The organism is Streptomyces sp. NPDC006476 (assembly GCF_040612015.1).
Lineage (GTDB): Bacteria > Actinomycetota > Actinomycetes > Streptomycetales > Streptomycetaceae > Streptomyces > Streptomyces griseorubiginosus_B.
The window spans coordinates 48,487-74,877 of record NZ_JBEXPK010000046.1; the positions used below are offsets into that span (position 1 = coordinate 48,487).

General features: G+C 68.5%; 13 protein-coding genes and 2 pseudogenes. 2 read left to right on the forward strand and 13 right to left on the reverse strand.

Translation table 11 applies throughout. The features are described from left to right. Positions 1-165: 165 nt before the first annotated feature. The 6 genes and pseudogenes from ABZZ74_RS37145 to ABZZ74_RS37170 form a co-directional block, all read right to left on the reverse strand. Positions 166-906, reverse strand: a complete 741-nt coding sequence (locus ABZZ74_RS37145; RefSeq protein ID WP_356772647.1) for a hypothetical protein — start codon at positions 904-906, stop codon at positions 166-168. Positions 907-2,103: 1,197 nt separating this feature from the next. Continuing rightward, on the reverse strand, positions 2,104-2,589 hold the full coding sequence (locus ABZZ74_RS37150) for a hypothetical protein (RefSeq protein WP_356772649.1): 486 nt from the start codon (positions 2,587-2,589) through the stop codon (positions 2,104-2,106). Between the two features lie 43 nt (positions 2,590-2,632). Further along, a pseudogene (locus tag ABZZ74_RS37155) lies at positions 2,633-2,770 on the reverse strand (IS5/IS1182 family transposase); the annotation flags it as partial. 501 nt (positions 2,771-3,271) lie between these two features. Further along, positions 3,272-3,691: a hypothetical protein gene (locus tag ABZZ74_RS37160; protein ID WP_356772651.1), complete on the reverse strand. Its 420-nt coding sequence runs from the start codon at positions 3,689-3,691 to the stop codon at positions 3,272-3,274. An 11-nt stretch (positions 3,692-3,702) separates the two neighbouring features. Then, entirely contained in the window at positions 3,703-4,074 is a 372-nt protein-coding gene (locus ABZZ74_RS37165) for a hypothetical protein (RefSeq protein ID WP_356772653.1), read from the reverse strand. Positions 4,075-4,084: 10 nt separating this feature from the next. Further along, positions 4,085-11,878 carry a ricin-type beta-trefoil lectin domain protein gene (locus tag ABZZ74_RS37170; protein WP_356772655.1) on the reverse strand — a complete coding sequence of 2,598 codons (7,794 nt, stop codon included), beginning with the start codon at positions 11,876-11,878 and terminating at the stop codon, positions 4,085-4,087. A 299-nt stretch (positions 11,879-12,177) separates the two neighbouring features. On the opposite strand from ABZZ74_RS37170, the gene ABZZ74_RS37175 reads away from it, so the two are divergent. Beyond that, entirely contained in the window at positions 12,178-16,590 is a 4,413-nt protein-coding gene (locus ABZZ74_RS37175) for a LamG-like jellyroll fold domain-containing protein (RefSeq protein WP_356772657.1), read from the forward strand. A gap of 649 nt (positions 16,591-17,239) precedes the next feature. Continuing rightward, positions 17,240-18,145, forward strand: coding sequence for a replication-relaxation family protein (locus ABZZ74_RS37180; RefSeq protein WP_356772659.1), 906 nt, complete (start codon positions 17,240-17,242; stop codon positions 18,143-18,145). 485 nt (positions 18,146-18,630) lie between these two features. On the opposite strand, the gene fxlM is transcribed toward ABZZ74_RS37180, so the two are convergent. From fxlM to ABZZ74_RS37215, 7 genes and pseudogenes are all read right to left on the reverse strand, one after another. Next, positions 18,631-19,854: a methyltransferase, FxLD system gene (fxlM, locus tag ABZZ74_RS37185; protein WP_356772661.1), complete on the reverse strand. Its 1,224-nt coding sequence runs from the start codon at positions 19,852-19,854 to the stop codon at positions 18,631-18,633. A gap of 178 nt (positions 19,855-20,032) precedes the next feature. Then, entirely contained in the window at positions 20,033-21,208 is a 1,176-nt protein-coding gene (locus ABZZ74_RS37190; RefSeq protein WP_356772663.1) for a lanthionine synthetase C family protein, read from the reverse strand. Next, positions 21,208-24,258, reverse strand: a complete 3,051-nt coding sequence (locus tag ABZZ74_RS37195) for a lantibiotic dehydratase (RefSeq protein WP_356772665.1) — start codon at positions 24,256-24,258, stop codon at positions 21,208-21,210. Before ABZZ74_RS37195 ends, ABZZ74_RS37190 begins: the two co-directional genes overlap by 1 nt. Before the next feature lie 78 nt (positions 24,259-24,336). Continuing rightward, positions 24,337-24,540 carry an FxLD family lanthipeptide gene (gene fxlA / locus ABZZ74_RS37200; protein WP_356772667.1) on the reverse strand — a complete coding sequence of 68 codons (204 nt, stop codon included), beginning with the start codon at positions 24,538-24,540 and terminating at the stop codon, positions 24,337-24,339. Between the two features lie 184 nt (positions 24,541-24,724). Further along, complete coding sequence (locus ABZZ74_RS37205) at positions 24,725-24,892, reverse strand: hypothetical protein (RefSeq protein WP_356772669.1); 168 nt, start codon at positions 24,890-24,892, stop codon at positions 24,725-24,727. Between the two features lie 8 nt (positions 24,893-24,900). Further along, positions 24,901-25,308, reverse strand: a complete 408-nt coding sequence (locus ABZZ74_RS37210; protein WP_356772671.1) for a hypothetical protein — start codon at positions 25,306-25,308, stop codon at positions 24,901-24,903. A gap of 233 nt (positions 25,309-25,541) precedes the next feature. Further along, positions 25,542-26,252: pseudogene (locus tag ABZZ74_RS37215) on the reverse strand (IS256 family transposase); the annotation flags it as partial. Positions 26,253-26,391 lie beyond the last annotated feature (139 nt).

Here is a 26,391-nt window from a genome sequence, read left to right on the forward strand (position 1 = left end):
CGGCCGTTGGGTTCGGCCCCGGCCTCCCACCTTCCCGAAAGGCGCTACGCCAGGAGGCCGCGGTGCGCGAGGGCCCGGAGACGCGCTGCGCCCGGTCGTCCCTCCCCCGCACCCGGGATCCTAGAAGTGCTCCTGGCCTGCGCCGTGATCACGCCATCCGAGAAGTCAGTCATCCCTTCCGGTGTTCGGGCTGGGCAGGAGCGTCCGGCGTGCCCAAAGGCCCAGCAGTACCGTCCCGCCGACCAGAAGCGGTACCGGGTCGGCAAGGGGGTCCAACACGAATCCGAGCACCGTGACGGTACAGACGGTGAGGACAATGAATGCGGCGGCGCCCTCCACCCCCAACCGCAGCGTCGGCCGGCCGGCACCCAGGATGGTCGCACCGCCGGGCACCCAAGGGCCGAACGCGACCACCAGCAGCCCTGCGGTGACGCAGGCGTCGGCCAGCCGGGAAGACATCACCTCGGGGACATGCTGGCCGGCCCCCCACAGCCGCAGGGTGTCGCCGATCAACGTGAGAGCCAGTCCGACGACTGCCACCCACACCGTGGCCTGCTGATCGCTCCGGACGAGACGGCGCAGAGCAACCAAGAACCCCAGGAAGGCGACTTCCGCCGCCCAGAGGACGCCGACCACTCCCGTCTCCAGATGCCAGCCTTCGCCAGCTCCCCGCAGCAGAAGCCATCCCGTCATGAACACGGACCCGGCTGCGACAATCCCGTCCAGCACGCGCAGCAGCCATATCTGCCGCCCCGTCCCGGCGTCGGCCGCGACCACCAGTCCGGCCATCCCCAGGCCGACCGCCATGGTCACTCCGGTGACCACCAGCCAACCGCGCAACGTTCGCACGTCCAGCCCCCACGCCAGGGGGTGGGTCGACAACACGTTGACCGCGACCCGGTACACGCACCCGGTCCCGGCAGAGGCTGCCAACAACAGCAGACGCGTCCGTACCCGGCCGCTCACCCCGCACGCACGGAGCACCAAGGACACCGTCAACACCCAGCAGCCGACGGACGGACCGAAGCCCGCCAACCACGCGGACATACTTCCAATAGCCCACCACCCGGCGGCAGCCAGCGCCGTTCCCACCAGGCATGCCACACCGACCGCGACCCACACCCCCGCCCTGGTCCGACGGCAGCGGCCCGGCCGGGACCCGGGCACGTCCGGCGAGTTCCCCAAGCCCAACATCAGGTGCGCCTTTCAACCGTCACCCGCCCGCAGGACCTCTCCTGCAGCCGCCGGATCCCCTCGAAGACCGTAAAGGGCTCACCACCAGCACCGACAGGAAAGAACGGCTGATTCACTCGTACTGTGTACAGGGGGAAAACCCCGTGCCGCTCCGTCGGGCCCGGGACCAGGTCGCGCTCACCGTCCACGCCCGCCGGCCGGCTGAGGCGTCCCGGAAACCGATAGATGCCTCGGCCCCTGGCGGCTCCTCCCGGGGGGCGATGTCAGCGGTCACCGAACTCACCGCCCGGCACCTCGTTCCCTGCACCACGCGTGCACACTTCGACGGGACTCCCGGAACCGCACGGGAGTGCCCAGATACGGAGGTCCCGGCCAGGGCAAAAGCGCAGGGGCGAATGTAGGCAGATGGGGACGGCAACCGAGGCCCGTCGAACAGCACGCGGCGACCGCGGCACAGCGAGCGGTCCTGGCCGAGGCGAACGAATCAGCCGCCCGGCCATGGAGACGTTCGCTGCTGTTCGCCGCTTCTTGCGACGCCCGCAGCATGAACCGCCGCGGGGCTGCCGACCATGCCGACCCGGACGGTGACCTGTGCTTATGCGAGTTGCGCCGCGGGAGGGGTCGGACAGTTGTCGGCAGGGAGATCGGCCTGGACGGCAGCCAGGTCGAGAGCGGTGCCTCGCATCGTGACCGTGGCGTCATGGTCGCGGATGCGGTCGTAGTCGACCGGGGGTGTCTCCGGTACGCGTGGGTGCGGCAGACGCGCCACCTGCCCCCGGGAAGCGGGGCCGACGAGAGGGCCTTGGACGGTGGCGACCGTGCGGCCGGCGGTACGAGAAATCAGTCAGCGCGATGCCATCACTTGCTGCCGCTGCGGCCATGAAACCGAAGCACGCGAGCACGGATTGCTCAGTCGCCGGCTTCGAAGTCGAGTCGCTGTGCGTCGTCAGGGAGCCAGGGGGGCGAGGGTCCGTTGCGCCAGGTGTCGTGGCAGGCCAGCACCGCGTCGATGAAGCGCCTCGGCGGGAGATAACTGTGCGCCTGCACGTAGTGGCCGATGAGGAATGGAGCGGCGAAGACCTTGGTGAGTGAGACCGGGACACGGATCTCGCTGCTGCCGCGGGGCGCACCAGGCGTGTCGTCGTCTGCGTCGCACAGTTCGCACGGGTGCGTTCCCAGGGTGGCGTTGACGTACTGGCCGTGCAGGATGCGGTCGAGTTGTTCAACGAAGCCGGGTGGGGGTGATCCAACGGCGAAGGGGTGGCCTGCCGCGAGCCAGCCGACGTTGATCCGCGTGTAGCGGGGGGTGAAGGTCACCACTCGTGTGCCCTCGCCCTCCCAGAAGGTGTCTTCCGGCTCCTCGGTGTAGAGGCTCAAGTCTTCGTAGAAAGTCACCGCCGATCTTTAGCATGTCCTGCCGCGAGCACGGTTCCTGGGGTTATCGATACGTCAACCGCCGCCAGCAGATGAGGGCGCAGGCGAGGGAGACCACGGCATCGTGGAGTTCGAGTCGTCGTTCCCAGCGGATTGCGAGGCGCTTGAACTAGTGCAGCAGTGCGAAGGTCTGCTCTACGACGCTCGTTCTCGACGGGAGTGAGCATCTCCAGCAGAATGTCTACCTGCGGTTATGGAAGGTCTCAATGAGCTCGAAGAGCGCGGTCGAGAGCTCCAGGCGGACGCACCACCGTCGGCGGTCGGGTAGTTCGGCTGAAGCCGAGCCCAGAAGGGCTCCATCATGGCGTCACTCGACCAGGAAGCCCCGCTCGGCGTCAGGTGGACCTGGACGACTCGCCGTGCAGCTCGCAGACACCACCAGCCCCGGCAACAAATACGCGCGACCGGTCGCCACGCCTTCGCCGATCAGATCACCGGGATCACCGGCGGTGCCAGCCCAACGAGGGCGTCGTCTTCCAAGATGAGAAGTCCGTCGACTACCTCGTACGCATCACCCGGGCCCCCTGAGCGGCGCGCCCCTTGTATCAGGCCCGCCCACCACAAGGCCCGCAATTCCTCTACCCTCCGGACGAACAGTGCGCTTCTGCCGCGCGAAGCATCAACTGCGATGCCATGGAGCTCCTTACCCTTCCGACTGAAAGCCGGTCAAGCGGGGGTGATATTCAGGCCTACCGCACGTAAAAATTCTTTTCAAGGCAGAGGAAAGCCTGTTCGCATCTACTACTCCGGGGGCGAATTGGAACAGGATTTCACGGTCGGGCAGCCTCATGACACGAGCCGTCTTTTCGGAGAAGACGATGCGTACAGAGTTAGTTTTAAGATCAACTTCGGAGACCCCTCCGAAGCTAGTAAGCCCCTCGGTGTCAGTAACGCAATAGGACTCGCCCTCAGGCCAGTTGCTATTTTCCTGGTAATCATTGTTCCGGAGATTTGCCGTGAAGATGATATCCAGACCCTCCTCGTTGGAATACTCACCCATTCCAACGAGGAGCATGGGGGCTTCGTCATCGATTTCAATGTCGCGAATCGTGAGAGTCACCATAGTTCTACTTCCTAACCTGCGGGTCCACGCCACCAATACTGCCGAATGCCGTCTTCCAACCAGGTGTACACCCAGTTCGTGCCGGTAGAAAGGGCGGCCTCCTCCATCTGAGCCTGGCACCAGTCACAGGGCGGCAGTGCCCCTTCGATGAGATACGTATCTCCTGGAATGGCGGGCGATCGCCCGAGAAGGGGATCGTCACCCCCCTTCCAGTAGACGTGGGGCACGCCAGCCACGCGCGTGGCCCGTGACTCAGTGTGCGAGATCAAGCCTCCCTTGTACTTGCCTTGCGCTTTCTCCGCATCGGACTGCCTTCCCGCCCAATAGGTGGAAGGCCCCTCTTCGCTTGGCCTCGGCCCTCGAATGTTCCCTGCCCCATCCATGACGGTAACTTCAGCAACGTGCTTGGGGCACTCGTTGTGAACGAGCGCCTGGCATGACGTGACTGGTGACCACGTAGACGTGGCCGTTGCTTGCGGTATTCAGAGCATGGCCTTGGCGCAACTTGCCAGCAGGGACCCAGGTGTGTGTGGTGTCGTCCCAGAACAGGTGGTTGTCGGTGGTGTGGAGGGTGGCGGTGTGGCCGTCCTTGGTCCGGATGGTCAGGTCCAGCAGATTGTGATCGTGATTGATCAACACGTGCTGCACCGCTCGGGCGCCTTGATGCTTTCCGGTCTTGGCATCGGCTGCTTCGACCTTGTCACCGGGCTTGATGTTACTGATCGGTTTGGTCTCGCCGTTGTCCAACAGGACCCGAGTATCAGGCGAGAAGCTGCAAGTGTCTTTTGGAGTCGAGGTGCTCGTGCCCTTACTCGGGGTGTCCGGTGCCGCCGCTTCGGAATTGGCGTGCTCAGCTTCGGCCTGGGCATCGGCCTTCTTGGCTGCGGCACCCCTGGCTGCCGAGGCGTCTTCATTGGCTTTCTTGGCCGCGCTGGCCTCGGCTGCCAGCTCGTCGGCATATTCTTCTGTTGCCTCGGCTGCAGCACCGCCCAGTCCCAGGATGACGCGTGTGCCGGTAAGCAGGCTCCCGCCCGCCTCGGCGTCTGCGGCACCTAGGGCCAAGCCGCTGACGCAGTCCACGATGCCGCTTTCCACGCACGCGAGGACTAGGAGCAGTGCAGGGGGCGCGAGGACGCTGGCGATCATGGCTCTGCCGCCGCCATAGCTCTCGCACCTGTTGGTGCCGAAGTCAGCTGGCTGGCAAGGGACTTCACCCAGGGTCGGAGTCGGGGTCTGCGTTGAAGTGGGCGTCGGGCCCATCGGGGGTGTGGGTGTGGTGGTCGGCGTCGGCGAGGCGCTCGTCGAACCGTTGGAGGTGTCGGTGCTGCCACTTCGGCCACCACCGCCGGGCGGGTTGTACGGCGTCTTCCCGGTGTTCTGCCCGCCGTCGGGACAGATGTCCTTGGGGCATCGGCCGGACGGGTCGGAGCTCGACGCCGGGTTGTCGGCGGCGTAGGAGTAGCCGCCCATCTGGTTGGGATCGCCCGCCTCGAAGACCGGGTCGGGGGTGAGGAAGCGACCCTGCATCGGGTCGTAGTTCCGTGCTCCCAGCAGGTCCAGCCCGGTCACCGAGTCGGCCGGTTTGCCGAGGAAGCCGTGGTTCTCGTCCGCCGACACCCACGACGACGGCTCCGTGCCCCGCGGGTTGCCGTACGGGTCGTAGTAGCGCCGGGTGGCCGCCAGGGTGGAGGCGTCGACGGCCGTCGTCGCGGTGCCCTGGGACGTGGCGACCTGATAGGTGACGGAACCGGAGCTGGAACGGGTGACCCGCGTGCCGTCCGGGCCCGCGTAGTACCGCAGGCCCGTGCACGTCTTCGCGGCCACGTCCAGCGTCAACTGCTCGGCGCCACCGAAGAGATACAGGACGCGGGTCTTGTCCGTGCCGCCGACCGCCGCCGTCTGCTCCAGCAGGTTGCCGTCGGCGTCGTACAGGTACTTGCTGGTGCGGGCCGTCGTGCCGGTCGGCGTCGAGACCGTCGCCGTCCGGCCCTCGGCGTCGTAGGTGAAGGTCTGCGTCTGGCCGGCCGGCAGCGCTCCGGCCGTGATCGTCGACCAGGTCTGACCCTTGCCGCCGCAGGTCGTGGCCGTCAGTTGTGTGCCCTTGGTGGCGCTGGCGCTCGGGTCGGTCAGACACAGGGTGCTCTTGGCCGCGTTGACGAGCGTTCCGGTCGACGTCACGCGCCACTTCTGCGTGGCGTCGGAGGAGCAGGTGTCGGCCACCACGCCGGTTCCGGAGGTGGTCGCGTTGCTGGCGGTGTCCAGGCAGAAGCCGCCCGCCTTCACCGTGCCGTCGGTGCCGATCGTCCACTTCTGGGCCGTAGCCGACGAACTGCACGTGGTGACATCGACCTTGGCACCCGAGCCCGTCTCCTCGACGCACAGCTTGCCACCGCCGGAGAGAGCGAAGCCGGTGGCGATCGGTCCCGTCGTCTTCGTCGCGCGGCTGACCGTGTTGCCGGCGTTCTTGCCGGCTATGTCCGTGTACGACGGTGTCTGTGTCGCCGTACCCGTGTCGGGGTTGCTGGTCGTTGTGGCGCCCGCCTCGTTCGGGTGCGCGACGGCGGTCGTGGCGTCGACGCCCGGGTACGACGTCGACTGGGTGGTGTCGGCCGCCGCGTTGCCGGTCGGATCGTGATCGACCATGCTCGTGCGGTCGCCGAGCAGGTCGTAGGCGTACGTCTGCCAGTACGGCGCCGGGCCGCCCACCGTCTTCGTCTTCACCGGCGCCGCGCTGGTCTGCACGGAGGCCGAGGTGCAGCCGCCGACCGCCCCCACCGGCGCGGTGCCGGAGTCGGTGATCCCGGCGGTGTCCGTCCAGGCGGCGGTCAGCCGTTGGAAGGAGTCGTACGTGAAGCACTGCGTGTCGTGGGTGGTGTTGTTCTGCAGGTCGTCGGTGGCGGTGAGCTCACCGGCCTGGTTGTAGCGGTAGTTGACGACGTCCAGGGCTGTCGTCGATGTCTGCGCCATGCTGCTGGTCTGCGTCGTGCGGCCGGTCGTCGCGTCGTACTGGGCGAAGGTCGCCAGTTCCTTGCCGACCGGTCCGTAGTTGGCCTGCAGGACCCGGCCGAAGGGGTCGTGGACCGTTCCGTCCAGGTAGGAGGGCGTGTTGGCGGGGCTGATGTCACCGCCGAATCCGTCCAACTCGCCCTGCAGCGTGTAGCCATAGCCGATCCGCTCGGCCGGCAGGCCGCCGTCGGCCTTGTACTGGGTCGTCGCCAGCAGGCCGACGTTCGGCGTGTACGTCGACGTCAAGGTGTAGGTGACCGTGCCGCTGTCCTTGCCGGCCGTGCCCGGGAAACCGTCCGCGGCGGGGACGGTCAGCGTCGAACCCAGAGGCTGGTAGGCCGTGTTGTAGCCGGTGACGGCCTCGGTGTACGCGCTGCCGCTCGCACCGCCGACATAGCGGGTGGAGGAGGTCGGGTAGCCCTTGGCGAGGGTGTCGTACACCCGCGAGATCTGTCGCTTGGACGGGTCGGGCGTGGCGGACCAGGGGGCCGCGTACTCAGCCGTGACTCGGTTGTCCCAGTCGTAGCTGTAGGAGAGGACCTGGCCTCGCGGGTCCGTGCTCTGGAGCAGGTTTCCGAGCGCGTCGTACTTGTCGAAGGTCGTCGTGCCGGTGTCGGGGTCGGTCTGGGAGGTCTTCTGGCCGAGCAGGTCGTAGTGGTAGGACCAGGTGTTGCCCGCGCTGTCGCTGACCGAGTCGACCTGGCCGGCAGGCGTGTAGGTGTAGCGGGTGGTGGCGTCGGCTGCCGGGGCCGCGCCTGCCGTGCCCTGCTTCCACAGGGCCGTGCTTCCGTCGCCGGCGACTACCGCGAGTGTGGAGTCGTTGCGGATCTGCAGGGTGGCGCCGGTGGTCGCGGTGAGACCGGTGCTCCACTTGGAGGTGCCGGAGGCGGTGTAGACGGCGAGGTTGCCGTCGGTGCCGAACTGCGCGTAGGCGCCCGGGTTTCCGCTCGTGGCACTGGACCAGACGGTCTTGCCGGTCGTGAGTGCGGAGAGGACCAGGTTGCCGTCGGCCTGCATGGTCAGGCGCACGCTGTTGGAGGTCAACGAGGTGCCGGACGGGATGATGCTGCCGCCCTTGAGGGTGACCGTGGCGGCGGTGTTCTTCACCACGGACTTGACCGTCTGGCCAAGTGCGTTGGTGTAGACGGCGGTTGGCGATCCGCCTGCCGGTGGCGTGGAGTCGGTCTCGTCGGCGCCGGGGTAGGCAGTGGACGTGCTCCACTGCTTGATGGCCTGGTGCCACAGCGTGCTGGCGGTGGCGCGGCCCTGGCCGTCGTACGTGGTGGTCGTCTCGGCCGGGATCTCGTTCTCGTTGGCGGCGTACAGGTTGGCCGACGGGCCGTGGTCCGGCTCCGAGTACGGGGCGTACGACGCGCTCGGCCAGCCGTGGGAGTCGTAGAACGTGTCGGAGATGATCCGGCCGGAGTCCGAGTCGCCGTCGGCGGTCGTCTGGGTCTGCCGGGGCTGGAGCATGCCGTCGTAGATGCTGATCGACGTCGAGTAGGTGCCGTCCTCACGCAGGGTGCGGGTGGTGACGGATGACGGATCGCCGGGCTGGGTGATCGTTCCACCGGGGGCCGGGACGGCACCGGGGTTCACCGAGTAGGCGAACGTCATGTCCGCGCTCTGCGTCCCCTTGTCGCGTCCGGGCAGCCACACGGCAGTACGGCGCCCGAGGGCGTCGTAAGTGATGTCGGTGACGCGGTTGTTGGCGTCGACGTTCTCCAGGGGCACGCCGCGCAGGGCGTCCAGGGTCGACGTGACCTTCCACTTCTGCTGGTTGGTGGAGACGATCTGGGTGGGGTTGGTGTTGCCGCCCGCGCTGTTCCACTTGGGCAGGTAGTCGGTGTGGGTGCCGGTGCCCGTGGCGTCGAGGGCGTCGGTGACACGGCCCGCGCCGTCGTAGGAGATGCCGCTGGTGGTACGCCAGTTCTCGGTGCCGTCGTCGGCGAAGCCGGTCGCTATCTGGGTGCCGGTGACCTGCGGGTGGCTGATGGTGCCGTATGTGCCGAGGTCGGTGACGGAACCGTTGCCGTCGTAGTAGACCTTCTTGTCGGACAGCAGGGTGTCCTTGCCCGGGGCGGTGCCGCAGGGACCGGAGACCGTGGTGATGCGGTCCGGGTAGGCGAGCAGCATGGTGTTGGCGCCCAGCAGCGCGGGTGCCGCATAGCCCGTCGTCGTGCACTTCTCCTGTGCGGCCACGGAGACGTCGCCGTGCGCGTCCACCGATTGCACGCGACCTTGGTCGTCGTAGACCGAGTCGGTGCGCGTGTGTCGCCAGGTGCCGTCGCTGAGGCGGGCGTAGCCGTGCGTCTGGGTGGACTTGATGCGGTGGGCGGTGAGGTCGGGCAGGGTCGCCTTGTCCGGCTTGGTCTCGCCGGGATGGTCCTCCTGGGTCCAGGCCGTCCATGAGGTGCGGTCCGCGTGTGCGGTCGTGGTGAAGGTGAACGGTCCGTTGACAGTGGACGCGTTCACCGTGCCGCCGGATGCGGTGTAGGTGTCCGACTGCAGTGCGCTGCCCGCGAGTTGGTCGGCGTCGGTGACCGTCTCAACGGTCTTGCCGCCCACGGTGGCGTCCAGGCTGACCGAGCGGCGGGAGCCGTCGGCCTTGTAGTCGCCGTCCATGCCCTGCAGGTAGGTGGTGGTCTGCTGGGTGACCGGCTCGGGGGCCTTGCCGGTGCGCACGGTGACGTTGCGGAAGCCCCTGAACTGGTCCCAGGTGCGGTACTGGTCGTCCGTCAGGTCGGAGTCGTCGCGGTGCCAGGCGGCGCCGGAGTAGGCGTAGGTGGAGACTTGGGCCTCGGAACCTGCCGGGATCTTGGAGGAGTCCGGGTTGTACTGCGCGGCCACGGTCAGGTCGGCCACCGTGACGCTGTGCACGGTGGTCTTGTTGAACCAGTCGGCGATCGGCTTGGAAGCGCCCGGCACCGTCCAGTACACGGGGTAGCAGGAGTTGGTGTTGGAGTCCGCCGCCTTGATGTCGAGCGACTTGCCCGCGCACGGGTTCTGGTTGTACTCGACGGTGATCGACTCACCGGTCTCCGTCTGTACGTTGGCGATGCGCGGCCGGTACAGCGGCGGTGCCGACGGGGAGTCGTCGTTCACCCGGTTGTCGATCTCGGTGCCGGTGAAGGAGACCTGGTTGACGGCGATGTCCTTGTTGCCGTTGCCGTAGGTGTCCTTGCCGGTGTGCCGGATGGACTGCAGCCACATCACGGCCTGGAGCGAGCCGGCGTCCTTGGGGTCGACGGTGCTGCCGGTGACCGGGTCGACCGTGCCGCCGGCGTCGGAGTAGACCTGCCCGAGGTCATAGGAGTCGAGCGGGAGCAGCTTGTCCGTGTCGCCGTCCTTGACGTGGACCTTGGTCGTGATGCTGTCCAGCCTGGTCGTCGACCAGAAGGTGGGTGACGACACGATGCACACGTCTGTCGGCACCTTGGTCGCGTCGTCCGGCAGCTTGGTCTTGTCGGACGCGTCGCAGTGCAGGTCCCAGGGGACGTCCGGCCAGTGCGGGGCCGTGTTGTCGTCGAGGTTGCCGGCCGAGCAGTCGGTGAAGGAGGACGTCGTCTGGCAGCGCTGCTTGGAGGTGAAAACCACCTGGGCGGACGGGGTGCGGCCCGCCTGTTCGTCGTCGAGGGTGTAGCCGTACGAGATCGAGGAGAGTGTTCCGCCGCGGGTGTACGAGGTGAGGGTGCCGGTGTCGTCCTTGTTGTCGGTCGCTGTCGCCTGCCCGCCGCCGAGGTCGTAGTAGCCGGTCTCGCTCGCGTAGTCATAGCGCTGTACGAAGCCGCTCGGCGAGACGACGAAGTCCAGGTTCCAGCGCCAGCCCTCGGGCTTGTCGCAGCGGGACTTCTTGCCGTCGGCGTCGCTGTGGCACGGGTCGGAGGAGCGCGGGTGCAGAACCGGGACACCCCATGCGGAGTGCGTGGGGTCGTCGCCGGTGTCGGAGGAGGCCAGCCCCTTGGTGCCGGGGCCGGTGGGTGAGTGGTCGGCGCCGAAGTAGGCCGCGGTGCCGTCGGTGGTCAGGATGCGGAAGTAGGTGCCGTCGTGGAGGCCGTTGGCCGCCCCGGACAGTTCCTGCACGACGGTCCCGTCGTCGCCTTGGAGCCTGAACTCCCGTATTTCACCCGGGACTCCGGAGAGCGTGGTCGGGACGAGGACACCGGAGTGCGAGCCGAAGGAGACGGTCGCGTTGCCGTCGGCCCAGCACTCGTCGCCCGAGCCCTTGAGGAGCTTGTTGCCGTCGGAGTCGAGGAGCGAGCCGCAGGACCGGTACGACCGCTCCACGAACCCTGGCTGGTAGCTCCAGCCGTCGCCGATCCACGACGCCTGCGAGTTGCGGGCCGAGGTCTCGCCGTCCACCGCCTGCGAGTCGTACGACAGCGCTACGGACGGACCGGTGTCTCCGACCCCCGCCGGCATGTCGATCGGGTACGAGTACGTGTACGCGCCGGTTCCGGTGGCCTGCCAACTTCCCTCCGGGGTCAGGGAGGTGGCCGAGTAGTCGCCCTGCGAGCCGCGGCTGCCGGAGGTGACGGCGATCGCCGAGTCCGCGGTGGTCGTGGCGGTGAGCTGGTTCGCGGTGGCGCGGTTGACGGACTTCAGGGGTGTGCGGGTACGGCAGTCGGGCCGTTGCGGGGTCGTCAGGGCGCAGGCGGGAAGGCGGGTGAGGGTGAGGCGGGAGCCGTAGCCGCCGCCGTACGCCTTGGCGATGGAGGAGTAGTCGACGACCACGCTGACCTTGGCGGTGGGCGTCTTGGCCCCGTTCAGTCCGACCAGCAGTCCGGTGTCGGCGCCTGCGCGCAATGCCTGTGTCCGGGATGCGAGTTGGACGTGGACCTGCTGCGGCTTCGCCTTGCCGGACCAGGCCACCCAGACCGGCAGCGCACCTGCCTTGGCGAGCCGGGCCGTGAGGCCGACCGTGCGCGAACCGACGTGGGGCCAGGCGGGTGTCGCGGCCTTGTACCGGGTCAGCGGACGGTAGCCATGGGGGCGGAGCGTCTTGGGGCGGCTGAGATCGTGGTCGCCGACAGCGGGTGTGGTCGGCAGTGGCTTCGGCTTCCAGACCTCGCCGTGGAAGACGTAGGGCCCGATGCCGTTCTGCGCGACGGCGCCGGTCACCAGCAGCGCCATGGTCGCGAGCAGCGCGGAGACAAGCGTCAGCGTTCTTCGCACACCCACGTGAGAAGTACCCCCGTATGAAACGGACTTGGCGGTCCGTTGACTGAAAGGTCACGTGGTCGGCGTGATCCAGGAGAGGAGGCTAGGAATGGCGTCGAACCAACCTCAAGACTCTTTGCCAATGCCATGACAACCTTGTGATTGCTTTTGGCTTTTCCTGTGTACGTTTTGTGCCGGGGGAGCGAACATCACCGCCGCACGCCGTTGCTGACGCCCTGACCGCCGTCCAGCAGGCTTTTCGAGCGCGGATGGTCGCAGATCTCGCGTCTGCCCTGTCCGTCGTGCGAAGGAGCTGTTCCGTGTTGCCGTCACCAGCCCGTAGACCGGCGGTGTTTTCCGCGCTCGCCGCCCTACTGCTGACCGCGCTCGCCGTGCCGGCCGGTGCGGTCGCCGCCGACGAACCCGCCGACACCTCGGACCCGTTGCTCGCAGCACAGGCGAAGGCGGTCGCCGCCGGTACGTCCGTGTCAGTCGACGCACTGACCAGTGAGACCGACACCGTGACCGCCGAGGCGGACGGTTCCTTCACCAGGACCTCGTCCGTGCTGCCGGTGCGGGTGCGGCAGGACGGTGCATGGGTGCCGGTGGACGCCACACTCACCGGTAGCTCCGACGGCAGCTACTCCCCCAGGGCCACACCCAGCGGCGTGCGTCTGTCCGGCGGTGGCAGCGGGCCGCTCGCCACGCTCACCGACCCGGCCGGGCACAGCATGAGCCTGGCCATGCCGTTCACCCTGCCATCGCCGCAGGTCAGCGGTGACACGGCGCTCTACGCTTCCGTCCTGCCCGGCGTCGACCTGTCGGTGACGGTGACGGACCAGGGCGGCTTCAGCGACGTACTGATCGTGCACGACGCCAAGGCAGCGGCCGACCCACGGGTCCGCAAGCTGGCGGTGACGACGGACACCGACGGCCTGGCGCTGGCGCCCACCGCGGCCGGCGGCATGACGGCCAAGGCCCCGGACGGCTCGTTGTCGTACACGAGCCCACCGCCCTTGATGTGGGATTCGAGTACGACGGCCACACAGACGGCGTCGGTGAAGCCGGCCGCGTTCGTGCGGCCGGCCGCCGCCAGCGCTTCCACGCTCCCCGCCGCCGCGTCCTCGGCAACTGGACCCGGCCCCGGTGCGCAGGTCGACCAAGTGCCGATGACCACCACCGCCGACAGCATCACGCTCGCCCCCGACGCCTCGGTACTCGACGATCCGGGCACCCACTACCCGGTCTACATCGATCCGTTTGAGAACCCGGTGCCCAGCAAGGCCAGCGCCTTCGACGAGGTGTACTCCAGCTCCGCCTGCTCCGACGCCCCGCAGTACAACAAGCCGCAGACCAACGGCGAGGGCGTCGGCTACCAGCGCTGGGGCGGGGCCTGCGGGGTCGGTCTGGAACGCTCGTACTACACGATCAACACCTCCGGCCTCGACCCGTCCATGACCGTCATCAAGGCGCAGGTGGACGTGAGCACCACCTACGCCGCCAGTCTCGACTGCTCCCACGACCAGCCGATCACCCTGCACACCACCAACCCCATCAACGAGAACACCGACTGGAACCACCAGCCCGACACCCTTGAGGACAAGGGTTACCCGGCCGTGAAGACCACCGTGCCCAGCGGAGCGAACAACAACTGCAGCAACAGCACCGCCCACTTCCGCGTCGACGACCAGGTCCAGAAGATCGCCAACGGCAACAAGAGCACCTGGACCATCGGCCTTTTCGGCAACGAGTCCAAGACCAGCTCCAACGACGACTATCTGCGCATGTCGCAAGTCCTCGCCCTGACGACGAACTTCGACATCCCACCGGACACACCCACCAAGCTGCACGTCACGCCCAAGCCCTGGGGCGCGGACGGCAACTGCGTCACCGGCAGCGGGGCGATCGGCTGGATCGGCGCGACCACGTACAGCGACGCGGGCAGCAACGTCCAACTGCACTCCACCGTCGTCACACACATCTCGGGCGAACACGCCGAGGCGCACTACCACGTCTGGGACCGCACCGACCTGGACGCTGACGGCAACGCCGTGGACAAGGGCACTCCGGACAGCGGCATGGTCGCCTCCGGCCAGGACGCGGACGCACCGATCGGCTTCACCCTCAAGGACGGCCACGAGTACGGCTGGGACGTCTACGCCCAGGACAACTCCTCCCTGAAGATGAAGTCGGCGATCAGCGACCACTGCTGGTTCGACACCGACTTCACTCCGCCGCAGACGCCGACGATCGCCGACAACCCGCACTTCCCGCCGGTCGGCAGCGGAGCCGGCGACACCTACGCCGGCGACAAGACCGTCGCCGACTTCGCCGTCTCCGCGGCGGACAACGCCCCGGCCGACACGTGTGATCCCGCGGGCTGCAAATCCAGCGGCGTGGACCACTTCCTCTGGCAGCTCGACAGCCAGCCCACCGCCACCACCGGCGACCCGGCGAAGGTGACCTCCACCAACGGCGCCACGGCCTCCGGGACCGTGTCGGTAAAGGTCACCGACTGGGGCGTGCACACCCTGTACGTCGCCGCGGTGGACGCGGCGGGCAACATCTCTCAGAACCCGGCGAGTTACACCTTCACCGCGCCCTGGGACCCGAAGACGAAGATCGCCCCCGGCGACATCACCGGCGACGGCAGCCCCGACCTGCTCGCCACCACCAGCACCGGCGACCTCGAACTCGTCCCCGGCGACCACGACCCCGCCCAGACCCCCGCACCCGCGCAGAACGGCCCTATCGACACCAACCCGCCCGCGATCAACGGCCCGGTCATCGTCTCGACCGCAGCCGGCGCACCCACCGGCACCTGGAACGACTACCTGATCGCCCACCGCGGCAACCTGCACGGCGACACCCACGACGACCTGCTGGCGTACAACCGCAAGACGCAGCAGCTGTACGTCGTCAAGAACGACCTCGACCCCAAGGACGACGGCGCCATCCCCCGAAGCCCCTACTCCACCTTCCCCGGCTTCGTCGGGCGCCGCTACGACGTCGTCACCAAGGACGACTGCGAGTCCACGGACGTCGTTCCCGCCGACCGCTGCGCGCAGGCGGGCTACGACCCCACGACGCCTTGGGACATCTCCCAGCTGGTCGTCGACGGGGACGTGTACGGCAACGCCGACCACCCGGCCGTCATCACGGTGGAGCACAACAAGCTCTGGCTCTACCAGACGTACGGTGTCAACCACCTTGGCCATCCGCGGCTGTTGGGCGATGGCGACTGGTCGGGCCTGACCCTCGTCGCGCCCGGCCGCGTCGGCGGCACCTTCACCGTGGACGACACCGGCAACGGCAAGGTCACCGGCGGCACCCCCACCCTGTGGGCCCGCGACGACACGTCCGGCACCGTCTACACGTTCCCCATCGACATCGACGCTGCCACCACCCTGCCCACACTGCTGCATGCCCCGGTCCGCACCGCGTTCACGTCCGCCGTGAAGACCTCCTCCGGCGGGACGCTCTGCCTGGACGACGCGGGCTCCCACACCGCCGACCACACCAAGATTCAGATCTACACGTGCAACGGCAGCGCGGCCCAGAAGTGGGTCCTGCACGACGACGGCTCCCTGCGCGTCCTCGGCAAGTGCCTCGACGCGACCGACGGCGGCACGGACAACGGCACGCTGCTGCAGCTCTACAAGTGCAACGGCGGCGGCTCCCAGAAATGGACCACGGGCACCTCCGGCAGCCTGGTCAACCCACAGTCCGGCAAGTGCGTGGACAACCCCGGCTCCGCCACGACGAACGGCACCCAGGTCCGCCTCTACACCTGCAACAACTCCGCCGCCCAGAACTGGACGAGCACGGCCGCAGCAGGCTGGAACGCACACCCCGCCACGGCCCTGCCCATGGTCCTGCCCAAACGCTCCTACCCGACGGTCGCCTCCCCCGGCGACGTCAACAGCGCCACCGGCGGACCGGACGGCAAGCCCGACCTGTACGCAACCGACACGGCAGGCCAGTTGACCGAATACCCGGGCGCCACTCCTTCCGGCACGACCGCAGCGTTCTCCGCCCCGGTGTCGCTGGGCACGGTGACGGACACGGCGACCCACCGCTGGAACCTCGACGACAACACGGGCACCAGCGCCGCCGACACCACCGGCGACGCGCCCGCCGCTCTGACCGGCGGCGCCTCCTGGACCACCGACCCCGACCGCGGCACAGCCCTGAACCTGAACGGCACCACCGCCTACGCCGCCACGACCGCCCCCGGCGTCGACACCAGCGGCAGCTTCACCGTCTCGGCCTGGGTCAAGCTCAACGCCCTGTCGGCCGCCAACTCGACCTTCGTCTCCCAGTCCGACGACCCGTCCGTCGGCGCGGCCAACGGCTTCCAGCTCTACTACTCCTCCGGCGCCCAGGTCTGGGCCTTCGGCCGCCACAACGACGACACCACCAGTACGTCCTTCACCGCGGCCTACGGCGCCAAGGCCGTGGCGGGCAAGTGGACGCACCTGGTCGGTGTCTACGACGCCGACGCCGAGCAACTGCTCCTGTACGTGAATGGCCATCTGTCCGCAACCAAGGCGTACGCGGGGGTGACCTGGAACGCGGCGGGGCCCGTGCAGTTCGGCCGCCGCCTCTTTCAGGGGACGTATGGCGAATACGCGAACGGTCGCTTGAGTGACGTCCGCTTGTACGCCACGGCACTGCCGGCGGCGGTTGCGGCGGCGCCGGGTGGGAGTTCGAACCTGGTCCAGCTCGGTTGAGAGAAGGAGCCTCTGCGTCGCTCGCGACTGAGGACTCGGGGTGGTCGGGATCTTTGATCCCGGCCATGGAGGCCACCGCTCCGTGAACATCCGTCCTGCCCGTGTCCGCCCCGGCAACTGAGCTGGGCCGCCCTGGGAATCGGTGCCGGACGTAGAGCTCATGGTTCTGGGCGTCGCTCAGAGAACGCGCGGTCCGGGAGCTACCGAATTCGTCGTCGGTGCTTTGATGTTTCCCCGCCTGCGCCGCTTCTTGCGGCGCACGAGCGCGGAGGCGCCCGCCGACGCGCAACGAGAAGAGAACCCGCCCCGATCCCCCGGCGGCACGCGCCCGCCCGTTCGCCCGCCGTCCCCTTCACTTTTTTCTGTTCGGGGCGAGCATGGGGTGTGCAGAGGGGGATGTCGGGCTGCAGACCACGGCGACGTTGACGTGGTGACCTGCGTATATGCGAATGACTGCGCGGGAGGGGGTGGGCAGTTGTCGGCGGGGATATCGGCCGGGATGCCAGCCATGTCGACAGCAGTGTTGTCGCATCGTGACCGTGGTCGGGCCGTCGTGGTCGCGGGTGTGGTCGCAGTCGGCTGTTGGTGTGGCGGGAACGCGTGGCGCCGGGCAGACGACGCCACCTGTCCCCGGGAAGGGGGGCCGACGATGACGGACCTGGATGGCGGCGGTGGTGACCGGCTTGCGTTGGCGGTGCTGGTGCAGTACCGGATGGCCACCACCGAGCAGATGCACCGGGTGATCGCTCCTGAGGTGCGCGTCGAGCAGACCAGGCGCCGTATGACCAAGCTGCGCGCGGAAGGGCTGGTCGACCGCATCACCCTCCCTCAGGCCGGGCGGCTACGGGTGTGGTTTCCCACGTCCTATGGTGTGCAGGTCGCTTGCGAGTGGCCGGAGTTGCGCGGACGTCGGCCTCCGAGGATGGTCGCCGATCCGACTGCGGCGCGGCTGCGGTCGGGACACACGCTGACAGTGACCGAGACCGCACTCGTCTTCCTCGAGGACGCCCGTCGCCGCGGCGACCTGTGCCGCCCCCTGGACTGGATCCCCGAGGTCCATCACCCCATAGGGAGCGGCGAGGCCGTCATCCCCGACGCCCTGCTGTACTACCGGCAAGGACGTGAGGGCAGGGACGGGTCGATGACGCGGGCGTTCGTCGAGGTCGACCGGGCCACGATGGGCCCAGAGCGTCTGGCTGCCAAGCTCACCTCCTACGGTCGCCTGCACTCTTACGTGCCGATGCCTGTGGGGCGCCGCCGCCGTCCCAGCATCGGGCAGCAACCGGTGCAGGAAGAATGGCGGCGGCGCTATCCGCTCTTCCCACGCCTGTTGTTCGTGCTGGACGGCACCGGTCCGGCCGGCGTCACCACCCGCATCGAAGCTCTGAACGCGGCTGCTAGGAATACACCGACGCTGATCGGTTTCCTGCGCGAGGTGCCAGTCCTGGCAGCGGCACTGACGGACCTGCGCAGCAAGGGCCCTACCGAGCCCGTGTGGCATCCCGTCCAGGCCCCCGACAGGCTGGTCCCCTGGAATGTGCAACGGCCTGGCTAGACCGGGCTGCGCAGCGTACTGATGGGGTGGCTGCGCAAAGTCCGACCACAAGCCAACCACGATTGCGCAAGGCCCGACCATGAAGCCGACCACGACTGCGCAACCCCCAACCACCACCCCGACCACGACTGCGCAACCCCCAACCACCACCCCGACCACGACTGCGCAACCCCCAACCACCAGCCCGACCACGGCTGCGCAACCCCGACCGTGGCTCCGACCACAGCCCCGCACGGCGAGCTGCGCAGGAACCAGGCTGTGAATGCGCATTCGGATGGACATGGTTGCGCAGCTGGAGCCAACGCGTGACCGTCGGCCCCTGTTCAGCCGTAGGGCGACTGTGTATGCGCAATCCCTCCTCCCGGCGATTGCGCATACACAGCGATGAGGACTCCATCTTGCGCGAGGGGCAGATCCGCGGCCGTTGCGCAAGAGGAGTCTCTCTGGAAGCAGCGGTTCGTGAGCCACGGCCTTACCCACCCGTGTCAGTACGTGATGACGAGCCGCATAGAGGGCCGGTCGATGACGGCGCCGTGGGTGAGGTTGCTGTCGGGCGTGGCGGCGGGGTAGGCGGTGACCACGGGTTCGGCGGTCCGGGCCGGGCTCCAAGCGCGGATCTGCGCGCAAATCCGCTCCGCAAGGCCTGTGCCTGCCGAACCATAGCCGACGGCTCCCAGCCGGAACCGAGGTTCGGCGTCCGGGTCGTCGGCAGTTCGCTCAAGAGTGAGGTACGCGATGGAGTCCCCCTCGACGAGGGCGGGACTCAGGGCTGGTGAGGCGGAGCGATGGAGGCCTGCATCCACCGCTGCGGGCTTCGCGGTGATGCGACAGGTCGCTCGCTCGGTGGCGCTCAACCGTAGCCAGACGCCGTCGAACGACTCGACGGGGCCGACCGTCACATCGGTCCAGACAACCGACTTGGGTCGGGTGAGCGCATCGCGAAGGAGTTCCGGAGCGATGGGCTGGTCCTCGTCCCAATAGAGCCTGACGAGCCGGCCGTCGTCGACGTAGTCGTTCCGCTCCCCGTCCTGGCCGATCACCGGGAGGAAGCCGCACATCTTGACGGAATCAGACCGCATCCGCCCCTCCTCGCGTTGGAAGGCCACGGCCCTGGCGAGCCCGCGCCATCGCAGCGGGACCACGAGGCGTCCGCCGACAGCGAGTTGGTCCCACCAGGCGCCAGGGAGATCCCACATACCGACCGTGGCGATCATGCGGTCGTAGGGGCTGAACTCCGGGGCGCCGAAGGCGCCGTCCCTCGTGACCACGCGGACGTCTTCGTATCCGTTCACGTCGAGCGTCCGGCGGGCGTAGGCGGTTACGTCGGCGTCGATGTCACAGGTGGTGACCTGTCCGGACTTTCCGGTGAGGTGCTTGAGCAGAGCGGCGTTGTAGCCAGTGCCTGCCCCGATCTCGAAGACGTTGTCGCCTTCGCGGACGGCGAGCTGGGCCAGCATGAAGTGCACGACGTCGGGCTGGGAGGCGCAGCTCAGCGGGAGTGCGTCCGCGTCGGGGTTCTCCTTGATCGTCACGCTCTTGTTGGCGTATGCCTCCTCGATGGGTGCGTCGGGGAGGAAAGCGTGGCGGGGTACGGTCCGCATTGCGGTTTCGACGCGTGCGTCGTGGAGGCCAGAGAGGTCCTCTTTCAGGATGGCGTCGACCAGGCGGTTGCGCAGGTCCTCGGGGGAGGCGCCAGTGGTGGTGTTCATCGCGTCCTTCCGGCAGGTCCCCGGCCGGCAGGATGGCGTCGACCAGGCGGTTGCGCAGGTCCTCGGGGGAGGCGCCAGTGGTGGTGTTCATCGCGTCCTTCCGGCAGGTCCCCGGCCGTGCGTGCGGCAGGGGCAGATCGTAGTTTTCTTGTTCTGGTGCGCTGATGTGGTCACGGCGTCATCCCGTCAGGAGCAGGCAGCGGTCCCAGGGGATGGTGATCGGCGTGTTGGCGGGCTCGGTGAGGCGGACCAGATGGATGCCTGCCGTGCCGTCCATAAGGCCGACGCCGTCCGGCAGTCCGCTCTGGTCCAAGTGCTCGTTGAGCCGGGCGTTCAGGCGGGCTAGATGCGACGCGAGTTCGCCGTCGAGGGCGTCAGCGGCGACACGGGAGACGGTCCGTATGAGACCGGCCCAGCCATGGCAGAGGGATGCGTCGGTCAGCTGGGCGAGTTGCTGGTCGTCGGCCAGGCATCCGGCCAGCGCCTGCTCGGCCTGGTGTTGCCGGTCACGGTCACCGAGGGCGAGGCCGGCGAGTTGCTGAGCGCGGGCGATGCCGGGAGTGCCGTAACACCAGGAGGGGCGTCTGGGTCCCGGACGTTGGAGTTCACCGCGCCGGTGTTCAGCTCGGGTGATCAGCTCCGGCCACCAGGCGCGCGGGCCGATGCCGTTGCGCCACCGGTCGAGCCAGTCGCAGATCCGGGTGACGGCTTGTGTTTGCCCGGGCACCGTGTGGGCGTGGCGCAGTGCCGTTGCCAGTAGCGCCAGTGGTCCGGCGATACCGTGGGCGAGGCCGAAGTTGCCGTGTCCGCCGGGCCATCGCGAAGTCGGTCGCAGATCGGGGCTGTCTCCGGTCCACCAGCCGGGCAGGCGTTGCCCTTCGACGGTGATCGGCTCTGTTAGCCGCACCAGGTAGGTAAGGACGTCCTGAAGCTGCGTCTTGTGGCCGCAGTGCATATGGTAAGCGCCCAGCCCGGTCAGTCCGCTGATGAGGTCGAATTCGTTCAGGGTGGGCAACACGCCGCGATCGATGCGGGCGTGTGCACGCTGGAGTCGTTGGCGTGTGACGTCGGCGAGGTGTGTGTCCAGGGCCGCCAGGGCGCGCTTGGCGGTGTTCGCGTGCGTGAAGCTGAGGACGTACGCGACGGCCGGGGCGCCCTCGTACAGACCGCATGCTTCGGCGGCGGCCTGGATCGGGCTCTTGAGCATGGCGGCGGCCCATGGTCGGAGCGCGTCACTGTCGTCTTCGCCGGTGTCGGCCCTGACGACGTGCAGCAGGGCGACTCCCGCCGCGCCGGAGTACAGCGACTGGCCCCAGCCGGGCCCGATGGGGGTAGGCGGCGCGTCGTGGTTCATCAACGGCTCTCCCCCATCCGGGCAGCCCACGCTACGGCGGACTGACGGGCAAGGCGGCGGCAGATCCTCTCGTCGTCCCGGCCCACGCCACGCAGACGGTTGTGGTGCATGTGCAGCAAGGATTCCAGGACGGAGTCGAGGTCCATGCTCTCGGCGAGGCTCTCGCGATACAGCGCCAGGGCCACGGCACGACGGTGCCACGTTCGGGCGACCGCTTCGCCCCAGCCCCGAGCATGAGGCGTAGTGCGGCGGACGAGTTCGATGGCCTGGTCGCTGACGCCTCGCTCGAGGCGAGCCGGAGGCGCGGGCCGGTTCGCCAGCCACCGCATGCCCTCGTCGGGGCCGAGCAAGCCGCAGGCGATGTCCACCATGCCGACGGCGGCCAGAGCGCGTCCGTCGACGCCGTCGACGCCGGGGCTCTGCAGGGCGGCGAGGGCGTAGGCCGAGTCGGCCGTGAACACCGCCTCGGCACAGCGCAAGGCAGCGCCTGGACCGTAACGGCCGATCTCGGGGGTGTACGTGTCGAACACGAGTCTGCTGCTGAGCCCGTCGCGGCGCAGGCCGGCGGCCCATCCGGCGACGAGCTCAGTGCAAGCGGCGTACTGTCCGGGACTGCGAGTGCGGATGCGCAAGCGGAGGTGGTCGAGGTCGTGCGGGGTGCGGTAGCGGACGAACCACCACTCGGGGGTACCTGGGAGTTGGGCCACGAGCCGCGCGAGGTGGGTGCCGATCAGCTCATCGAACTGTTCGGGGTGGCTGTAGATCTTGGCGTTCAGCCAGGGTGCCTGTACCGCCCCCGGTACGGGCCCGAGGGTGCTGTTGGTGAGCATGGGGAGGAAGCCGGAGAGTGGGTTGGGTATCCGTGGGCGGGTGCTGGTCATCGGCAGGGCGATCTCGTGGACGTGGCCGCCGATCCAGCCGTAGGTCTCCTCGGCCGGCGCCTCCGTGAGCACCGCATGGGCTTCCCGGTCCAGGTGGGCGCGTAGGACGGTGGCGTGTGCGGGCACGTCGAGTTGGAGTCGACGTGTCCGGTCGTCCTCCCGCAGCTCGACGGCACCGTGGCAGTGCCACCGCTTCTGCCACCGGCCGAGGGCGTCGGTCCACTCCCGCGTGTCCGCGGCGCGGCTTGGAAGGTCGTCGGCGGTCAGGTTCCAGCGGCTGGGAGAGAGGATCACGCGCCCGTAGCGGACGCGCGGCAGGAACGGCAGCTGTGCGCCGTGCGGCCCCCAGTCGAAGCTGGTCCAGGCAGGGCCGAAGGAGCGGGTCAGGTGTGCCAGGAATCGGGCCAGGGGCGGGGGTTGCTTGTCCAGGGCCATGGCGTGGAAGACCTGCGGGTCTACCACGCGACGGCGGGAGATGCTGACCAGGTACAGCCGGGTGTGCGTGGCTGTGACGGCGAGGTCGTCGATGTCGATGACCATCGGCGCGGTGTCATCCGGGGGGCGGTGCTCGCCCAACGGGATCACGTGTGGAAGATAAGCGGGGATGCGGGCGACGTTCTCTGTGTGCGGGTACAGCGGCGGGAAGGACAGCTGCGCGGTCAGCGCGTCCTCGACGCCCGTGGGGACTTCGCGGTAGACCTCGTCGAGTCCCGTGCCGGTGGCGACCGGAGTGAAGCGGGAGGTGAGTGTGCCCGCGGCACGGACCGGTGTCACCGTGAGCGTGAAGTCCCCGCGGTCCAGGGCGGGCAGGCTGTCGGCGTGCAGGCGCGCGCTCATCTCCACATGGGGTGGTGCCTCCTGCCCAGTCGGCGCATCGCCGGCCAGGCGGTCGATCAGGTCGTCGGTGAGGACGATCTCCCTGCTGCCGTCAGCCAGTGCCTGCCAGGCCAGGGCCAGCAGCCGCTCGTCCCGCCCAGAGACTGTCTGGGGCGGTGCGGTCATGCGGCTGCCGGGGTATTCGGCTGGATAGCCGAGCCCGGACGCCGGGTCAACGACCTCCTTCACCGGCACAAGCGTGCCGGTGCCATACCGCTCCCAGAACGCGACCTGGTACTCCTTCCACACACCCTGGCCCGACGGTCGGCGCGTGAGCCGTAGTAGAGCATCGGCAGCCCTCTCCATCTCCTGCGCGACGCTCTTAGGGATCCGTACTTCGGCGTCCAGTCGCAGGTCGACGGCCAAGGGACTTCGACCCGCGTCGGAGAGCCCACGCAGGCGACCCGTGAGTTCCTCCCGAGCCGGCCCTTGCGCGCTCGCAGGGCGTCGGTTGTGCTCGTGTACAGCGCGTTGCACCGCTTCCAGCTCGTGCAGAACCTGCACGACCTGCGGCACCGTGCCCGCGTCCGCACCGTGCAGCCGGTCAATCAGGTGGGACAGCGGATCGGTGTTGGTCATCGGCGCGCGCAAACTGGTGATCAGGAATTTCTCGCGCACCAGCGCGCCGAGCAGCGTGCGGATGTCCTGCGGCTCGGTTCGAGGGAAGGAGGCGGCCAACTGCTCGGCAAGGGCGGAGAAGCGGACCGGCCCGCCCGCGAGGCGCTCGATCACACGTACCGCACTCGTGCGCCGGACTGTGGCCCCCATCGGTCCGCCGTGCGGGACATGCAGCCGCCCGCCACGCCGGGCCGCCAGGTTGTTGAGGACGACATCCAGGCGCTCGAGCAGGGCCGGGCACGCCTCCAGGCGGACGATGACGTCGTCCAGCCACTCGGCATCCACCCGCGCCACGGCCTGATGGGCATCCCCCCACCTCACGTGTGGCGTCGAACCCACGCTGGCCGCGGTGACTCCCGCGAAGAGGCCGAACGGGGTCGGTCGCCCGGTGGCGCGCAACAAGTAGCGGACGGTGGCCATGGCGGCGCGCCGGACCTGCTTGGAGCGTGTCGGCTGCCCGGCGCAGATCGCGTCGACCCGCGTGGCGAGATCTCCGCTTGCCTGCCGGACTGCGTCGGCGAACCACGCATCGGCCCACACCTGCTTCAGCCACCTGCCGCACGCCTCCGTATCGGACGGGTCAGGCCACCATGTCGGCAGACCTGTTAGCGGCATCGCGGCGGCCCGCAACAGCGCCGCGCCTGTGTGCTGGTAGAGCTTTCCGTCGCTTCCCATCCCCATGCCTCCGCCGTCAGTGCTGTGAACGAGCGGGGTCGGGGCGGCTGCGCCCCCGACCCCGTGCACGGGCCGTCGTCAGACGGCGCTGGCGCAGGACGAGGCGCAGGAGGCCGCGCACCCGTCACCGGTGCCGCACGCCTTGGGGAGCAGGTCGGCGCCGATCTCCGAAACGATGGTCAGATCGACGTCGAACGGGTCGGCAGGTGCCCCGGGGACGGCCGTCGCAGCGGATGCGTCGGTGGTGGCCGTTGTGATCGGGGTGAGCATGGTTGCGGTCATCGCGCTTCCTCTTCTGTCGGAAGGATTCGAACGGTTCGTCGTGCTGTCCGCCTGCGTATGGATTGCCGCAGGGCCGGGTTTCTGCATTCGCACCTTGGGTGCGGCCCCTCCCCGGTTGACCGGATTCCGTGGGGGAGATGGATTCGGAGCATCCGGAGAGGGGGGTCGAGGACGCGGGCCGGGGCTAGCGGAACTGGCCCGCGTAGATCGTGGTCAACGTTGTGGCGGTCACCAGGAAGGGCAGGAACAGCACCTGGAAGGTGCCGAAGCCGAACCGACTGATGTACGTCGCTGGATGCCGCAGCACCCATCCGACCTGGCCGAGCAGCTGCAGGAGTGACCGTTGCCGCATCCGGGCCATCACGCCGCCGACCTCCGTGGGACCGTGGTGCCTGAGGCATCGACGACCGCCGACGGGGTCGTGATCAGCGCTCCGGTCCGAGCCTGCCAGGCAGCGAGGTTCGCTCTGTCCCCCTCCAGGTGCCCCAGCATCACGAGCAGAGGGGTGACGATCCCGGTCGCCTTCCCCTGCTCGACTGCGGTCCGAGCGTTGTGCCAGCCCTCGTACAGGGCGCGGCTCTCGAACGGTGCCGCTCGGTCGACGTACGTCTCGACCGCCTCCCAGCCGGCATCGGCCAAGCGCCGCCGTGCGCTGGCCACGCTGTGGTCGGCGGCCTCACCGAGTGTCGCGGGCAGACAGGCGTACAACACCAGGCGCGTGCCCGGGGCCACCTCGTGTGGTGCGGTCTGCCTCGCACTGCCGCTCATTCCGCGTTACCTCCAGCCAGGTGAGCCGAGACGCCAAGGGTCCGGCGCCTCGACGAAGAGCCTCGTTGGGGGCAGTCGGCGGCGGTACGCCGTCTGCACGCCGTTTGTCCGCCGTCCGGCGGCGCGCGAAGAGGCGGAGGCACGGCGTACCGCTGCGGCTCCGGCGTAGCGAGGCTGATCGGTCCAGTGCCAAGGGGTCTGTAAAGCGAGCGGTGTAACTGGGGTCGGTGTGGCTAGAGTTGGCCTGCGGTGAGGCGGCCGTCGAAGGCCAGGTCGAAGGCGTTCATGGCGCCCTTCCAGCGCATGGTCCAGCGTTTGCGGCCGGCGCCGGTCGGGTCGAGGCTCATGACGGCCATGTAGACGCACTTGAGGGCGGCCTGTTCCGTGGGGAAGTGCCCGCGGGAACGGACGGCCTTGCGGATACGGGCGTTGACGCTCTCGATGCTGTTCGTCGTGCACACAATGCGGCGTATTTCCGCATCAAACTGAAGGAAAGGCGTGAACTCCGGCCAGCTGGACTCCCAGAGGCGGACGATCGCCGGGTACTTCTTGCCCCAGGTCTCGGCGAATTCCAGGAACCGTGTCGTGGCCGCGTCCTCGCTCGGCGCGGTGTAGACGGGCTTGAGCGCCTTCGCGATCTTGTCCCAGTCCTGCCGGGCCGCGTAACGGAACGACGCCCGCAGCAGGTGAACCACACACGTTTGCACCACAGTTCGCGGCCAGACCTCGCCGACCGCGTCGGGCAGCCCCTTCAACCCGTCGCAGACCAGCATGAGGACGTCCTCGACGCCCCGATTCTTCAGCTCCGACAGTACGCGCAGCCAGTGTTTCGCGCCTTCACCGCCGTCGCCGGCCCACAGGCCGAGGATGTCGCGGTGTCCCTCGGCGGTGACCGCCAGAGCAACGTAGATCGGCCTGTTCGCCACTTGGCCATCGCGAATCTTGGTTCTGTCGACGATCTTGTGATCCGGACGGTTGTACGGGTCGTGCCGACTGTTCGCGATCATGCATCGCGTGCTCTCGTGATGTGCTCTTGGAGCTGTTTCCGTACCTGTCCCCGCTGCTGATCGAGGAGGTCGAACG

Coding starts and splice junctions, on each gene's coding strand:
- ABZZ74_RS37160 (WP_356772651.1), bottom strand. CDS start 3,691: ATGGTGACTCTCACGATTCGCGACATTGAAATCGATGACGAAGCCCCC.
- ABZZ74_RS37165 (WP_356772653.1), bottom strand. CDS start 4,074: ATGGATGGGGCAGGGAACATTCGAGGGCCGAGGCCAAGCGAAGAGGGG.
- ABZZ74_RS37180 (WP_356772659.1), top strand. CDS start 17,240: ATGACGGACCTGGATGGCGGCGGTGGTGACCGGCTTGCGTTGGCGGTG.
- fxlM (WP_356772661.1), bottom strand. CDS start 19,854: ATGAACACCACCACTGGCGCCTCCCCCGAGGACCTGCGCAACCGCCTG.
- ABZZ74_RS37190 (WP_356772663.1), bottom strand. CDS start 21,208: ATGAACCACGACGCGCCGCCTACCCCCATCGGGCCCGGCTGGGGCCAG.
- ABZZ74_RS37195 (WP_356772665.1), bottom strand. CDS start 24,258: ATGGGAAGCGACGGAAAGCTCTACCAGCACACAGGCGCGGCGCTGTTG.
- fxlA (WP_356772667.1), bottom strand. CDS start 24,540: ATGACCGCAACCATGCTCACCCCGATCACAACGGCCACCACCGACGCA.
- ABZZ74_RS37205 (WP_356772669.1), bottom strand. CDS start 24,892: ATGCGGCAACGGTCACTCCTGCAGCTGCTCGGCCAGGTCGGATGGGTG.
- ABZZ74_RS37210 (WP_356772671.1), bottom strand. CDS start 25,308: ATGAGCGGCAGTGCGAGGCAGACCGCACCACACGAGGTGGCCCCGGGC.